The 15,961-nt window shown below is 53.0% G+C and carries 10 protein-coding genes, 2 pseudogenes and 1 riboswitch; of the genes and pseudogenes, 9 read left to right on the top strand and 3 right to left on the bottom strand.

Going from position 1 to position 15,961, the window contains the following annotated elements; all coding sequences use genetic code 11:
* Positions 1–43: 43 nt before the first annotated feature.
* From NST84_RS19870 to NST84_RS19860, 3 genes are all read right to left on the bottom strand, one after another.
* Positions 44–925: an SUMF1/EgtB/PvdO family nonheme iron enzyme gene (locus NST84_RS19870; RefSeq protein ID WP_342561888.1), complete on the bottom strand. Its 882-nt coding sequence runs from the start codon at positions 923–925 to the stop codon at positions 44–46.
* Between the two features lie 114 nt (positions 926–1,039).
* Positions 1,040–1,675: a glycoside hydrolase family 11 protein gene (locus NST84_RS19865; protein ID WP_342561887.1), complete on the bottom strand. Its 636-nt coding sequence runs from the start codon at positions 1,673–1,675 to the stop codon at positions 1,040–1,042.
* Positions 1,676–2,059: 384 nt separating this feature from the next.
* Positions 2,060–3,232, bottom strand: coding sequence for a substrate-binding domain-containing protein (locus tag NST84_RS19860; protein ID WP_342561886.1), 1,173 nt, complete (start codon positions 3,230–3,232; stop codon positions 2,060–2,062).
* A gap of 205 nt (positions 3,233–3,437) precedes the next feature.
* Positions 3,438–3,586: riboswitch (FMN riboswitch) on the top strand.
* A gap of 127 nt (positions 3,587–3,713) precedes the next feature.
* Between NST84_RS19860 and NST84_RS19855 the strand changes: the two genes are divergently transcribed.
* The 9 genes and pseudogenes from NST84_RS19855 (at position 3,714) to lysA (ending at position 15,943) form a co-directional block, all read left to right on the top strand.
* A complete protein-coding gene (locus NST84_RS19855) occupies positions 3,714–4,682 on the top strand; it encodes a DMT family transporter (protein ID WP_342561885.1) in 969 nt (322 codons plus the stop codon).
* Positions 4,683–5,129: 447 nt separating this feature from the next.
* On the top strand, positions 5,130–6,899 hold the full coding sequence (locus NST84_RS19850) for a histidine kinase (RefSeq protein WP_342561884.1): 1,770 nt from the start codon (positions 5,130–5,132) through the stop codon (positions 6,897–6,899).
* The gene (locus NST84_RS19845) at positions 6,896–8,536 is read left to right on the top strand and encodes a response regulator (RefSeq protein WP_342561883.1); all 1,641 of its coding nucleotides are present in this window, start codon (positions 6,896–6,898) and stop codon (positions 8,534–8,536) included. The genes NST84_RS19850 and NST84_RS19845 overlap by 4 nt, the downstream gene beginning before the upstream one ends.
* A 111-nt stretch (positions 8,537–8,647) precedes the next feature.
* Positions 8,648–10,339, top strand: a complete 1,692-nt coding sequence (locus tag NST84_RS19840; protein ID WP_342561882.1) for a sugar ABC transporter — start codon at positions 8,648–8,650, stop codon at positions 10,337–10,339.
* A gap of 120 nt (positions 10,340–10,459) precedes the next feature.
* Positions 10,460–10,633 (top strand): annotated as a pseudogene (locus NST84_RS19835) (ABC transporter permease subunit); the annotation flags it as partial.
* Between the two features lie 141 nt (positions 10,634–10,774).
* Positions 10,775–11,434: a stage V sporulation protein AA gene (locus NST84_RS19830; protein ID WP_342561881.1), complete on the top strand. Its 660-nt coding sequence runs from the start codon at positions 10,775–10,777 to the stop codon at positions 11,432–11,434.
* Complete coding sequence (locus NST84_RS19825) at positions 11,431–11,856, top strand: stage V sporulation protein AB (RefSeq protein WP_342561880.1); 426 nt, start codon at positions 11,431–11,433, stop codon at positions 11,854–11,856. The genes NST84_RS19830 and NST84_RS19825 overlap by 4 nt, the downstream gene beginning before the upstream one ends.
* Before the next feature lie 994 nt (positions 11,857–12,850).
* A pseudogene (locus NST84_RS19820) lies at positions 12,851–14,410 on the top strand (spore germination protein); the annotation flags it as partial.
* Between the two features lie 198 nt (positions 14,411–14,608).
* A complete protein-coding gene (lysA, locus tag NST84_RS19815; RefSeq protein WP_342561879.1) occupies positions 14,609–15,943 on the top strand; it encodes a diaminopimelate decarboxylase in 1,335 nt (444 codons plus the stop codon).
* Positions 15,944–15,961 lie beyond the last annotated feature (18 nt).

Here is a 15,961-nt window from a genome sequence, read left to right as displayed (position 1 = left end):
GTATGATTGAACAATAAATCCGCCAGGGATGATCCCGGCGGATTTATTGCGTTTCAGACCTGGCATTACGAACTACCCGAAACCCCTGATCCGGACCGTATCCGGCGGGCTCGAATTTGCCCCGGAACGAAACCGCGTTGTTGCTCACATCACCGATCCAGCCCCCGCCCTTTACGATCCGGTAGGTTCCGCCGCCGGCGTCCGCTTCGCTGTACCAGTCCCAGCACCACTCCCGTACATTCCCGGACATATCATAGAGCCCGAGCTCATTGGGATTTTTGCTTGCGCCGGTTTTGGTGCGGTTGTTATTTTGTTCAATGACGGGCCAGAGCCAGTCTCCTGACAAATAACGGTCACCGGCATTCCGCCAGTACCAGGCTACCTCATCCGCATTGCTGCTGCCGCTGTATATATAGCTGCGGCTTAACTGTCCGCCGCTTGCGGCATATTCCCATTCCGCCTCTGTCGGCAGCCGGTAACCGTCTGCTTCAGCCTTCACCGTTACTGTCCATTTCAGCGTATCGCTACCGCTCTTATTGGCCGGGTCCGGGGTCTGTGTGTCTATCTTATAGTAGGGTTCAAGCCCTTCATGAGTACTCCGTTTATTGCAATACTCAACAGCATCATACCAGCTCACCATTTCCACCGGCAGGCGGCTGCCCTTGAACAAGGACGGGTTGCTACCCATGACCTCCATCCATTCTTGCTGTGTAACCTCATACTTGCCGATATAAAAATCAGGCAGAGAGACGGCTTCACCGGTATAGCTGGTCTGCGTGCTGACAAACGTTCCGCCTTGAATGAAGACCAAGCTGTCCTTCTGGACAGGTTCTTCCGTAGGTCCAGGAGGGGCGGAGTACTTCTGCGAGCAAGCGCAGAGCAGGGCTATCAGGGCGATTACGGGGATATGCCACAGTTTGCTCATTGATCATTCTCCTTTATGCGGATAGAAAATGCTGCGGACTGCCGTGTCCTTCCCCGGCAGCAAGCCGTCCGGCTGCAAAGCCGGACGGTTCCCGCTCAATCTGTGATTATATCCTTACCATACCGTTACATTGGAGCTGCCGCTGCTCTGGTAGCCTTCCGTTGCCAGCACCTGGTAAGACCAGCTGCTGCCCAGATTCATGCCCTTGCTCTTCCAGGCATTCACATGGTTGGCAAAGGTGATCGCGACGTTGTTGCCGGTTGCCCGTTTCGACTGGCGGACGCTCCAGAACTGGGTGAAGGTCGCTGTGCCGTCGATGGAAGGCGCATTGGTCCGCGTAGTAGTATAGATATCATAGGTGCCGCCATCGCTCGTCACGCTGCCCTTGTAAGTGCCGGTAGGCCGGTAGGTGCCCCAGCTGTCAACGACGTAGTATTCGATCAGCGAGTTCCGGGTCCAGCCGTAGAGCGTCAAATAGGCATTGCCTGACGGTGCCCATACCCCGGCATTGTAGTTGATAGTCCGGCTGGCCGATCCGGTATTCCAGCCTTTACCTACTACAAAATTACCTGTATTAGACCAATTAACACTATAATTACCTCCTGTACCATTAACAGCGTTTACAGTTCCTCCGCCGTCAGTCCAATTTTGCCAGTAATCCGTCGCTTCTGCACCTGCCGTTGCTGCAAACATGCCAAAAGCCATTGAGACGGTAAGAAGTGCTGTCACTGCCTTTTTAAATTTGAACATGGGAATTCCTCCTAGAGTTTGATTGGTTGTTTCTTGCCTGAGAATGTGCTTGTCGGAATGCGGACTTGCGCTTATCCCTTGCTTTCACATCTGCAGAGTCTCATGGAGTATAGGCTTCCTTTAATCCTTAATACTCAAACTTCTCCGTTGCCGCCGCTTCATCTCCTTCCCGCAGGTTTCTTGGCATATTTGCTGGAATACGAGATGATTATAAAATAACAGCGCTATCATTACTATTTACCAAATTAAAGGTGTTATCCGGTTTTTTTCATATATTCAAAGAGATAGGCAGGCGCCGCCTCAAAAAAAGGAGTGCTCACGGACAAGATGCCAGTGAGCACTCCTTATCAATTCCCTGTTTCTCTGCTTGCAGAGAACCCCCGGTCAGTTAACCGGCACATAACCGGTTTTGGCCACCAGCTCCTGTCCCTCAGGGGATACGATCCAGTCGAGGAACTCCTGCTGCTTAAGACTAGGTGTGCCCGCTGTTACCGCATAAAAGTTCACCGTATACGGATAAGCTCCGCTACGGATGCTCTCCTTCTCCGGCTTGACACCGTCGATGGCGAGCAGCTTGAGCTCGTCGCTCCGGTTCATCTGGGAGGCATAGTAGAGGAAGCTGAAGCCAATGGCATTTTTATAATTGCGGTAATTGGACGTCCGGGAAATGATCCCGCTCATCAGGTCCATCACATCTTCGGACGGGGCCTGCATCAGGGTGCGGTCCTTCATGATTTTTTGCAGCATCGACTGGCTGCCGCTGCCCTCATCACGCTGGAAAGCCCTGATCCGGTCATTCCGGCCGCCGGCTTGCTTCCAGTTGGTCAGTTCACCGGAATAGATGTCCATAATCTGTTCTGTACTCAAATTGTCTACCGGATTGCGTTTGTTGACAAAAAAGACAAACGCTTCACGGCCGATCGGTGTCAGCACAAGCTCGCGGCCCGCCAGCTTGGCATCCTTTTCCTGGGCAAGCGAAGGGGCTGCTGTAAAGATAATGTCCGTCTCACCGGAGAGCAGCCGCTGATAAGCATAAGCCGTAGAGGAGCACACAACCGGATTACCGGCAAAATCATAAGGATCATACTCATCCTCAGGATATACAGCCTGCACAAATGCAGAGTAGAGCGGATACAGTGCAGTTGCCCCATCCAGCCGAGGCGGCTTGTCAGTAATCTTATAGGCCGCCGGCTGTCCCAGCACAGCAGCTTTGGATTCCGGATGAAACGGCTGATATTGCTCCAGAGAGACCTCCTGCTCGCTGACTTCAGCGAGACTGTTCACGTAGGCTTTATTCACCTCATATCCTCCGGTTGCCAGCAGGCAGAGTCCCACAAACGAGGCAAAAGCAATGCCGCGGGTGCGGGAGGTGAACCAGCCGAAGATAGAGCATACACTATAAGCGCAGAGCGCAGCAGCGACAACGGCAGAGAGCGGGGCATAAAACTGGAACCCGCCGAGCAGTGCAATGATGAAATAGGTGACAAAAGCTGCCAGGGCGATCGGAACTACGGCTACAATGGAAAACAGCAAATTTAACCAGATTGATCTTTTCACAGCTAACCTCTTTCTATATGCTAGAGTATGGAAAAAAAAGATGGTTTTATTATACCTTAATAAATCAGTATTTTCTTCCAAATATCTTGAAATTTTGAACAGGCTTTGCTATGCTACATGAAATAAAACAAACAATTTTCATAAAAACACTGGACGAAACGGAAGAACAGAGTTATTCTGAGATTGTGAAAATAATAACGGAATACAAGATTCTCGGGGTAAGGTGAAATTCCTGACCGGCGGTGATGTTCAAAGCGAACTAAGCCCGCGACTCAATCTCTGCTGTTAGGCGGAATTGACTGATCTGGTGACAATCCAGAGCCGACGGTAAAGTCCGGATGGGAGAGGATCAAAGAATAAGGACACAGGTGTATTCCTGCTGGCTTTTATTCGCAATGCCCCCGATAATTGCCCTTTGCAGGGCGGATCGGGGGCTTTTTGGTCTCTTATCGAGGGTTTGTATCGACAAGGAGAATGAGTTATGAGTAATGTATCGGCTTCATCATCAGGTATGCGCATAGCACCAATGCGCAGCGGTTTTTGGCTGGTTGTACTGGGGGCAGCGCTTTGGGGCGTTGATCCGCTGTTCCGGATTATTTTGCTGAAATCATTGACCTCCTCGCAGATCGTTCTGCTGGAGCATGTAGTGCTGTTTCTCGCAGCAGCACCTGTACTCTGGCGCCACCGTGCTGAATTAAAGGGTATCCGGCTCCGTCAGGCAGGAGCCTTGCTGGTGGTTTCCTGGGGCGGTTCCGCCGTGGCCACGATCCTGTTCACCAAGGCTTTGTCCAGCGGTGATCTGAATGCTGTATTGCTGCTGCAGAAGCTCCAGCCGGTGTTTGCTATCGGGCTGGCGGCTGTTATTCTGAAAGAACGGCTGCCGCGTAACTTCGGCGTGCTGATTGTGCTGGCGCTGGCCGGTACTTATCTGCTCACTTTTGGCTGGACGGTTCCTTTTGGTCATGTAAATAACTTCATCAGCGTAGGCAGCCTGATGGCAATGGGCGCTGCTGCCCTATGGGGCGGGTCCACCGTTATGGGCCGGTATCTGCTTGGCTCAATGAGCTATGAAACAGTAACCTCCCTGCGGTTCATTCTGGCACTGCCGCTGCTGTTTGCGGTCACCACACTGGAAGGTGCCCCATGGCAGTTGAACGGCGGAATCGGAGAGACTTCCCTCGTGGCCATCAACCTGCTGCTGCAGGCGCTGCTGCCGGGACTGCTCAGTATGCTGCTCTATTACAAAGGTTTGAATACGACCAAAGCTTCTTTTGCCACACTGGCAGAGCTCAGCTTCCCGATGACCGGGATTCTGATCAACTGGATTGTCTATCATCAGCTGGTAACAATGTCTCAGGTTGTCGGATTTGCCCTGATCTGGACGGCGCTGTTCTATATTTCCAGCCAGCAGAACAAGCAGCAGCTGGCGGAAGTGAAGCAGGCCGCTTAAATAGATAAGCCTGAGGGGAGCGACCCCAGGGCTTTTGAAAAAAGAGGATGCCTTCATGCAGCCGTAACGGGCTGAGAAGGCATCCTCTTTTTTTACAACAAAGCTGACTTTTTATGATAAGTTATAGGGGATGCTGCAAAAAGAATAAACAGGCTGCAGAAATATTGCATGAATGCTGTATGCCAAAAGATATAAAGCGTTTACAATGGTAGAGGAAAAGTGTGCGGCTATTTTTTCGTTACTAAATAGACACCGGCCGCGCCAAATGGATTGAGCTGTAACTCAGGGCAGGCTTTGACCGTGCTTCGACAGGCGTTCAGGGTCTGCCTGCTCATCGTTTTGCTTAAAATTCAAACTGCCTCAAACGCCCCGTCGTGAAGGATTTACCTGTGCCAGCCAGGCATTCTGTATACAATACGAGCTGCAACCATTACGGAGAGTGAGCCCATGTATAGATATAACCTGTTCAGCAAAATTATGAGTATCATGGTCATCATGCTCATTCCGATAACGTTCCTGTATTTCTACTCTAACAAAACAACGACCGATGTGCTGCGCAGTGAGCTGAATACCTCAAACAGCAACCAGCTGAGCTTTTTCCAGAACCAGGTGGAGACGAATATGGAGCTGTTGTCCTCATGGCCGATTCTGCTGATTCATGATCCGGATATTCTCAGCCTTAAGGACTCCGCGATCTCAGCCGATTATCTGAATCTGGACGGGATTAACCTCGTCAAACGTATACAGACTAAACTCAGCATTCAAGAGAGCTCATCCAACTGGAAAAGCAAGCTGTCCCTTTATTCGCCGGCTATACACCGGGTAGTCACTGAAAACGACGCCAGACCCTATGAGGATGCGGAGCTGGTACAGAAGGTGAAATCAGGCTGGCATGTAGAACGGCTGGAAGACCAGTTTGAAGAGCGTTTTTTATTTTCTTGGTATTCGTTCACTCCCTATCTGTCCGAATTCTCGCCGCAGCAGGCAACGACCATTATGAAGGTGGAATTTGACAGCCAGAATATAGAGGACATGCTCGATCAGTTCAAAAGCGACGGCAGAAGAGATCCCTTCTATTACAAGCAGGGGGCCGGGCTGATTTTTAACCGCAGTGCCGACAAGCTGCTTGCCGGGAAACTGGTTGAACGGCTTGAGCAGGAGCAGCTGAAGGGCAGCGAGAACCGGACGCTACAGATGGACGGGCAATCCTACAGTGTGAATATCGTCTATTCCGATAAAATGGGCTGGTATCTTATTGACTACATGCCGTTGTCGGATATTTTGCAGCCGATTTACAAGTCGAACCAGCTGTTCTACATCTCGATGGGCGCACTGCTGCTGATGAGCTTTGTGGTTGCCTACATTCTGTATGTGCAGGTGCAGGTTCCGGTGCGGCAGCTGGTCGGCGGCTTTCAGCGGCTGAAGCAGGGGGATTATTCCGTACGGATCGGGATCAAGGGGAAAAATGAATTCAGTTTTCTGTCCGGCCGCTTCAACACCATGGTGGAGCAGATTCAGGAGCTGATTGAGAATGTGCTGATGGAAAAAATCCATGTCCGCGAAGCCCGGCTGAAGCAGCTGCAGTCCCAGATTAATCCGCATTTCTTCTATAACTGCTTCTCTTTTATAACGAGTATGGCCAAGCTGGGCAACCAGGCTGCGGTCGTCGGGATGGCGCATAACCTGTCCCGTTACTACAGATATACCACCCGTCAGGAAAGGGACCTTGTCTCCCTGTCTGAGGAGGTGGAGTTCGTGACGCACTATCTGGAGATCCAGAACATGCGGATGAGCCGGCTGCAGTATACCATCAGCATTCCGAGCCAGATGCACCGGCTGGAGATTCCTCCGCTGGTGCTGCAGCCGCTGGTGGAGAATGCGGTGCTGCACGGGATCGAGCCGCTGGCAGCGGCAGGAATTGTGCGGATCACGGGCTCCTGCAGCGGCAGGACAATGATCCTTACCGTTGAGGATGACGGTCAAGGCATGCTGCCGGAGCAAATGGCGGAGCTTGAGCAGAAGCTGGTCCACGCAATGGATGAAGAGATGGGCTGCGGCGTATGGAACGTGCATCAGCGGATGCGCCTGCGCTACGGCGAAGAAGCGGGCCTGACTTTCGCGCCTTCGCCGCTTGGCGGGCTGCAGGCCAGACTGCAGTGGCAGCTTCCGGGGAGCGCTGCAGACAACAGAGAAGAATCAGTGGAGGGGACATCATGATTGAAATATTGCTGGTTGACGACGAATCCTATGTAACGGAGAGTCTGGCATTGACGATACCTTGGGAGGAGCTTGGGGTTACGAAGGTACATCAGGCGGCTTCAGGCGCCGAGGCGCTGGAGATTCTGGAGCAGCAGGAGATTGATATCCTCGTAACGGATATTTCGATGCCGGGCATGAGCGGGCTGCAGCTGATTGAAACGGCCAGCGAGCGCTGGCCGAACCTGCGCAGCATTCTGCTGACCGGATACTCCGATTTCTCCTATGCCCGGAAGGCGATTCAGCTGCAGGCGTTTGATTACATCCTAAAGCCGGTCAACGACGATGAGTTCATCGAGAGTGTAACCGGGGCCATTGAATCGCTGCGGGATGAATGGGAGTTGCATGACAGATACCAGATGCTGATGTATAACCGCAAAGCAAGCTACAGTGTGCTGCGCGCCAGTCTGATGCACGATCTGCTGCTGGGCCGGGTCATGTCCGGGCGTGCGTTTGCTGCGAAGCTGCAGGAATATGAAATTGCTTTTGACACAGAGACACAGGCAGCAATGCTGCTGATCCAGCTCGGTAACCATTATACCGCAATGGATCATCACTCCATCCCGCTGATGGAGTATGCGATCGGCAATATCGCGGAGGAGCTGTTCAAGGAAAGCTTCCACGTCTGGTTCTGCAAAGCGCCGCATGACTGCCTGATTCTGCTGGTGGAACCGAATGCGCAGACACAGCAGCTAATGGAGCAGTCAGATGAGTATGAACGGCTCCGCCAGCAGATGCTAAAAGGTCTGATCAGCAGCTTCCGCGACAGCGTGAGTAACTATCTCAAGGGAGACATCTCACTCATTATTACCGGATGGTTCAGTTTCCCGGACGGCTTGCCAGCCGCCTACCGCAGCGGACTCAGCTCCATGTTCCTGACTGCACATAATGAAGCCGGCTCCGTGCTGTATCTGGAAGAAAGCCAGATTCAGGAGCAGGCGGCCAGCAAAGCACTGGAGAGCCTGTACCGTCCGTCGACGCTGATCCACCTGCTGGAGTCGAAGCAGTGGGATTCGGCCCGCGAGAAGATTACGGATGTGTTCAGGGAGCTCGGAAAGACCCGGTATTCGCGTGAGCATCTGTACGAAGTATTCCTTTCGGTTACCAATGCTTTTATGTACATCGCCCACAAGGGCGGCCAGTTCATATCGCAGATTGACCAGTATGCGCTTGATCCGCTGCTCACCCAGAGTAACATTGTCTCCCTGGACAAGCTGCAGGACTGGGCGCTCGACATGCTCGCCAGGCTGCAGAATGAGCTGTCGGAGAGTGACCAGTATACCAAAAGCTACATTATCAAGCAGGTGCATGAGCTGGTCGGCAGCAATACCGGCCATGATCTTTCAGTCAAGACGATTGCCGATCATGTCTTTCTTCATCCCGTCTATCTCTCCAAGATTTATAAGGCCGAGACGGGCGAGGGGCTGGGCGACTATATCATCCGGATGCGGATGGAGCGTGCGCTCTACCTGCTGAAGAACACCAACAAGAAAATTTATGAGATTACAACGGAGCTGGGCTATCAGAATCCGCAGTATTTCAGCAAAATGTTCAAAAAGCACTACGGTATGACACCAAATGAATTCCGTGACAGATAGAGGTTGGCATAGGTGCCGAAACCTTGTTTTAATGACGTATTCGCGTCCGGCCCGTTCCTTATAATGAAGACATCACCAATACTTAAGGAACTCAAGGGGGAAGACAGAAGCATGAAGAGAAAAAAATTGCTGCCGCTTCTAGGCATGAGCGTTATACTGGCAGGAGGTATTGCAGGCTGCTCCGGAAACAATAATGCCGGGGGAAATAACGCTTCCGGCAATGCCGCAAATACACCGGCAACAACTGAAAACGCCTACAAGGATAAATACGATCCCGAAGTTACAATCACGACGGTATGGGGTGTTGACCCGGAGCTGAAGTTCAAGAACGGGGAGACCATCGAAAACAATGTGGCTACCAAATGGGCCAAGGAAAAATTCGGGATCAACATCAAATCGCTCTGGTCCATTACGGATACGAACGGCGCGTTTGGTACCAAGCTGCGTCTGGCCATGTCCTCCGGACAGGAAATGCCTGATGTTGTAACTATCGGTACCGGCGACGCTACCATCGCCCAGGATCTGATTGATTCCGGAATGTACCGCGAGGTAGGCACACTGTTTGATCAATATGCCTCCGACACCTGGAAAGTAGCAATGGCCCAGGACCCTAATGTCTGGAACCAGTACAGCCGTGACGGCAAAAAGATGGGGATTCCGGTACTCGATTATGCCTATAACCATGACTACATTCTCTGGATCCGCCAGGACTGGCTGGACAAGCTGAACCTGAAGGCGCCAGCGACCATCGACGAGCTGGAGACGGTTATGGATGCATTCAAGAACCGGAACCCGGACGGAGTTGCTCCGGATAAAGTAGTACCGCTCAGCATCGGCTTCAAAACAACGATGAACACCTGGATGGGCGATCCTTCCTGGATCTTCGGCGCTTATGGAACCCTTCCGCAGCAGTGGAATGCGGGCGCTGACGGCAAGCTGGAATACGGCTCCATCAATGCAGGCATGAAGCAGGGGCTTGAAAAGCTGAAGAGCTGGCTCGGCAAGGGTTACATTCCGCAGGAAGCCGCGCTTTGGGATGAGAACAAGACTGCTGAACCGGCCGTTGCCGGCACAGCAGGCATTATCCCTGGACCATACTGGATGAGCGGCTGGCCGCTGCAGGATACTTTGAAGAAGGCTCCGGATGCAGTCTGGGCTCCAATCAACATTCCGGCCGGACCAGATGGTACAGTAATGCGTCACGGCACTCAGTTCACCAACGGGGTTACCCTGATCAGCACCAAGATGAAGAATCCGGAGGCTTTCTTCACTTACCAGAATTATCTCTATGATAACTACGCTAACCCGCAGCCGGGCGGTGAGCTGGACAACGGTATGTTCGCAGGCTATGACTATGAGCTGGATGCGAGCGGTAAAATGGTAGCCAATGATCAGATCTCAGGCGGTTTTGTCAACAGTATCCGTTACCTGCTCGTCCGTGACGGCGCACGTATTCCGGATGCCCAGATGAAATCCCTGCTGAACCTGGCAGAAGGCGCTGAGCCTGCTACCAGACTGGAGAAGGATGTAGCGGTTAACTATGGTGAAGGTACGCCTGCGGCTGCCAAAGTGCTGCTGCAGCAGGAAGATAAATCATTCAAGAACATGTTCACAGGTCCGACTACTGAAACCATGAAATCCAAGCTGGATTACCTGAACAAAATCGAGAACCAGACGTTTAACGAAATCATCTACGGCAAACAGCCGATTGATGCGTTCGACAACTTCGTCGAAACCTGGAAATCAGGCGGCGGCGAGCAAATTACAAGTGAAGTCAATGAGTGGTATGACAGCATAAAATAAGCGCTGGGCAGAAGCTCGGGATGAATACAGGACTGTTTTCTGCGGCGGGACATTTACGCTTGCGGAAGACGGTCCTGTCTTTTTTATGATGAACAATCCGGGTGTACAGTCAGGCTGCAGCTGCCGGGGGCGGTCGACACCTTCCTGATCATTCCGATGCTGAACTTCTTCCGCGGCATTCCAAAAGAGCTGGAGGAAGCGGCGCTGATTGACGGGGCCGGCCATTTCCGCACCCTGTTCAATATCTATCTGCCGATCTCGCTGCCATCGATCGCTACAATCACGCTGTTCACGGGTTGGCCTTGGCCGCCCTGTTTCAAAGAGCGGTTTTTTGGGCTTCCCCTCAAGATGAAATCTGCTCCCTTAGAGTAAAAATAAGGCGTTTCTCCCATACTACCGTTATTCTGCTGTCATCCTTTGAGGAGGTGCATGAAGATGAACGATAAGCCGGCACCCGCAATTTACATACAGCTGAAGAACCGGGTTACGGTACCCAAAGGCCGGGGGGTTATGCTGCGTGATGTGGCCTATCTGATAGCCGTTCCTGAGCTCAGAGAGCAACTGGACTCAATTCTGCTGTTCCAGCCGGAGCAAAGTGACGGAAATCTGATTCTGATCGATCTGCTGACCATTATCCCGCGGATCCATGAGCTGGTGCCCGGTGCCGACATCCAGCCGATCGGCGAGGGCCGGACGATTGTCCAGATTAAAGGCCCGCTTGAGGCGCGCAAGCCGTCCATTGCCTTGTTTGTGCTGGTCTGGCTGCTGCTGTTTTTCGGCTCGGCGCTGACGATTATGAATTTTCATGCCGATGTCAGCATGCAGGAGGTGCATGTACGGATCGTGGAGATGCTGACCGGGCGGCGCGATGAGCATCCTTATGTTTTTCAGGTAGCTTATTCGCTGGGAATCGGGTTTGGGATGGTCGTTTTTTTTAATCATTTGTTCAAGAAAAAATGGAATGAGGAGCCGACACCGCTGGAAGTGGAAATGTTCCTGTATCAGAAAAATATCGATCATTACGTAGTGCATGAGGAATACAGCAAGCTGGAGCACCGGAGTGGTTCTTCCGGGAAGAAGGAGGAAGTGCCATGACCGCGCCGCTCTCCCTTGGCCTTCATCTGCTGCTTGGGGTGGCGGCCGGAATTGCCGTAGGCGGTGGGGTCATTGCTCTTTTTATCGTACTCGATATGGTACCGCGCCTTGCCCAGCTGACTTCATCCTACGATAAGGTGCACTGGTATGAGGGAGCGATGGTCGGGGGCTCGCTGCTTGGAACGGTTAGTGATTTCTGGAACTGGAAAATAGCGGCCGGTCCGCTGGCTGAGCTGGGAGTGGGCCTGCTTGACGGGGTTTTTGTCGGCATGCTGGCTGCTGCCCTGACGGAAGTTCTGAACGTGCTGCCCATTCTGGCTAAACGGCTGCATATGACGCATTATCTGTTTGGCCTGCTGATGGCGATGGTCTGCGGGAAGGTTGCGGGCTCATTGTTCGACTGGTTTGTGTACCAGCGTTAAGCGGGCTGCTGATAGAACTGGGAAGGTCTTTGAAGGTCTAAAGGCATATTGAACATTAGGGGGTAATGAAGTGGCGAGGTATATTCACAGCGGGGATCAGGTGAAGTCTGAGCAAATAAAGGCTGCTGCTTCCGGGACTAAGGGACGGCCGGATGATAAGTCCGAGTCATCAGATGAGCTTGGCGCTCTGCTTAAGCAGGGGCAGTCGTTTCCGCAAGCCGGAGCCGGACCGTCTGCAGCTGAAAGCGGCGGAGAAGAGAGCGGCAGGGATGTTCATCCCAGCTATGCGGACAGCAGCGGAGGGCCGGCTGAAGGGACGGCAGACGCGGAGAACAGCAAGCAGGCCGATATCGGTGTGGACGCTGGTGTGACAGGGTATAGCGGCCATGATCTGCAGCCCTCTGACGGAGCAGGCACGCCGGATCAGGAGGGGGCTAAGGCAGAGGATACAGAGACGCAGGCTGTTTCCGGTGCTGGTGATACCGGAGCTGCGGATAACGGCGGCGGGGAGCCGCAGGATGCACAGCAGCAGGAGGACACAGAAGAGTCCGGGGAATCAGAGGGATCAGACGAATCAAATGAACCTGCGGATACGGAGGAGAAAGGCGGCGGACTAAAAGGCTTTTTGTCTACGCTGTTCGGCGATGAAAGTGACCCGGCAGAAGCATCCGGCACAGCCGGATCTAGCACACAGGATTCCGGAAACTCCGGTAATCAGGATGCTGAAGCTTCGAATAGTCAGGATGCTGCTGCTGCCAATGGTCAACAGGAAACCGAAGACTCCGGCCCGCAGGATTCCGAGATCTCCAGTGAACTCGGTACAGAGGAGCCTGAAAGCGGGAAGAAAGGCTTTTTCGCCAGACTGTTCGGTGAGGAACCGGATGAGGAGGACGAGGACGGGGAGTCTGAAGCGGAGCAGGGGATGAAGGCGGATAAAAGGCAGAGTCAGGCCGGGGAAAAGGCGAAGAAGCCGCGGAAGCAGGCAGCAGAGCCGCAGGAGAAAAAGGATGATCCGCTGCAAAAAAAGCGCGATTCAGAGCGTTCAGATTCGCTGGAGCAATCCATTATCTACTGGCAGGGGAATGATAAAATTCCCGAGCGTCTGGAGGACACGAAGAAGACGCTGACAGAAGTGTTAGGACTGGGGTCCTCCTTTGATATCGTTTTCCGCGAAATGACCTTTGGGGGCCGTAAAGCGGCGCTGCTGTGCATCAGCGGATTCGCCAAGGATACGATCATTGACGAAATCCTGAAGAGGCTGACCTATCTGACCCCTGATGAGGTATCGACTGGTGCGCTAAGCAGCTTTATGACCGAATACATCCCTCATATTCAGGTGGAAAAAGGCGAGCTGCTGAGCGAGAGCATCAATAAAGTGCTCTCGGGGATGAGTGTATTCTTTATTGAGGGTGAAGACCAGGTTATCATCATGGACACCCGTGCCTATCCGGCACGCGGCCCGGATGAGCCCTCAATTGAGCGGGTGGTGCGCGGAGCCCGTGACGGGTTTACCGAAACACTGCTAAGCAATGTAGCACTGGTACGCAGAAGGCTCCGCGATCCCGGATTGAAATATGAGATGCACCAGGTCGGCCGGCGGACGCGGACTGATGTCTGTGTAGCCTATATTGATGATATTGTGGACAAGACACAGGTACAGGCCGTTACCGACAAAATCAAAAGCATTGATATTGACGGTATTCCGCTGGCGGACAAACAGCTGGAGGAGGCGATTGTCGGCAGAGGCTGGAATCCGTATCCGCTTGTCCGGTATTCAGAACGCCCTGATACCGTGGCTTCGCACCTGCTGGAAGGCCGGGTTGTCATTTTTGTGGATACTTCGCCGAGCGTTATTGTCCTGCCGACGACGTTTTTTGATCTCTGCCAGCATGCCGAGGAGAACAGGCAGACCCCGTTCATGGGCACCTATCTGCGCTGGGTGCGGTTTATCGGCGTGTTCGCCTCCATGTTTCTGCTCCCGCTGTGGATGCTGATGGTTATCCATCCCGAGCTCAAGCCGGCCATGCTGGAGTTCATCGGCCCGCAGAAAATGGCGAAAATCCCGATTTTGGCCCAGTTTCTGATCGTTGAGCTGGGGGTCGATCTGCTGCGTATGGCCGCCGTGCATACACCGACACCGCTGGGCTCGGCGATGGGTCTGATTGCCGCGATACTGGTCGGAGACATTGCTGTGCAGACCGGGCTTTTTGTGAACGAGGTCGTACTGTATATGGCGGTTGCCTCAATCGGGATGTTCGCAACCCCGAGCTATGAGCTCGGACTCGCCAACCGGATTGTCAGGCTTGCGCTGCTGCTTGCTGTGGCCGCTTTCCAGGTGCAGGGCTTTATGATCGGGTCAACGCTTCTTGTCATACTGCTGACTACGCACCGGTCCTATAACTCCTCATATTTGTGGCCGTTTATACCATTTAATGCAAAGGCGATGGGGGCCATTCTGGTGCGGCAGCCGGTGCTTAGCTCCAAAGCAAGGCCGTCTTTTAACAAAACACGCGATAACACAAGGATGCCGCCTGTTCAGGAGAATGAAAAGTAGCCGTACAAAAAATACAAATCAACTGCAAATTAGTCCATTCTATGAAGTTCCCACTGTCTGTTATACTGAATACACTAAATAGCCCCTGTGAAGTCCGGGTTTCAGCCTGAAGCCTGATTATGGAACTCTGCGGGGCTTAAAATCATACAATAGACAGGGTGGAATCAAGACGTTCCACGGAAATTGGAGGACTGGACAATGTTTTTACACGGGACGAGCCGGATTAATGATGCAGGACATCTGGAAATCGGCGGATGTGATGTGACCGAACTGAAGGCGGAATATGGTACCCCGCTATATATAATGGACGAGCAATTGATCCGTCAGCGCTGCCGCGAGTACATGGATGCCTTCAGAGCATCCGGTCTGGGCTTCCAGGTTGCTTATGCGAGCAAGGCGTTCTCGATCATGGCTATGTGCCGGCTGGTTGATGAAGAAGGGCTGTCACTGGACGTAGTATCTGACGGGGAGCTGTACACAGCACTCCAGGCCGGATTCCCGGCTGAGCGCATTCACTTCCACGGTAACAACAAGACGCCGGACGAGATTGAAATGGCAATTGATGCGGGAATCGGCTGCTTCGTAGTCGATAACCTGGTTGAACTGAGCCTACTGCAGGCTATTGCCGCCAGCAAGGAAGTGACTGTGAATGTGCTGCTGCGCGTAACGCCAGGCGTAGAAGCCCATGCACACCATGCCTATGCTTCTACCGGCCAGACTGATTCCAAGTTCGGCTTCGATATCGGCAACGGCTCCGCTTATGCTGCCGTACAGCAGGCGGCGGACAAAGCCAATCTGCAATTACTGGGCGTTCATTCGCATATCGGCTCACAGATCTTTGAAACCGAAGGCTTCCAGCTGGCAGTTGAACGGATTGCCGATTTCACCCGCAAGGTGAAGGAAGAGCTGAACATTGATTTCCCTGTCGTCAATCTCGGCGGCGGCTTTGGTATCCGTTATGTGGACGGTGACACGCCGCTGCTCGTATCGGAATATGTTGCTGCCATCACAGATGCCGTGAAGACGCATTTCAGCGGAATCGGCAGCTCCCTGCCGCAGATCTGGGTGGAACCGGGCCGCAGCATCGTCGGCGATGCCGGGACTACGCTGTACACAGTGGGCACAAACAAGGAAATTCCGGGTGTACGCAAATATGTAGCCGTTGACGGCGGTATGACAGACAATCCGCGTCCGGCGCTTTACGAATCCAAATACGAGGCGCTGCTGGCTAACCGGGCTACAGAAGCTAACGAAGAAACGGTTTCCATCGCCGGCAAATGCTGCGAGAGCGGCGACATGCTGATCTGGGATGTAGAGCTTCCGGCCGTTAACAGCGGGGATCTGCTAGCTGTTGCCTGCACAGGAGCCTACAACTATTCGATGGCCAGCAATTACAACCGGATCCGCCGTCCGGCAGTAGTCTTTGTACAGAACGGCCAGAGCGATGTAGTTGTGCGCCGTGAGAGTCATGGTGACATTGTAGCTAACGATATTGTACCAGAGCGCATTGCAAAGAATGCTGTAACGAAATAAATCAGGTGCTCCTTGAGA

The organism is Paenibacillus sp. FSL R7-0345, assembly GCF_038595055.1.
In the GTDB taxonomy this organism is placed as follows: domain Bacteria; phylum Bacillota; class Bacilli; order Paenibacillales; family Paenibacillaceae; genus Paenibacillus_AQ.
Note: the sequence above shows the minus strand (reverse complement) of the source record. Positions and strands in the feature narration are given on the sequence as shown.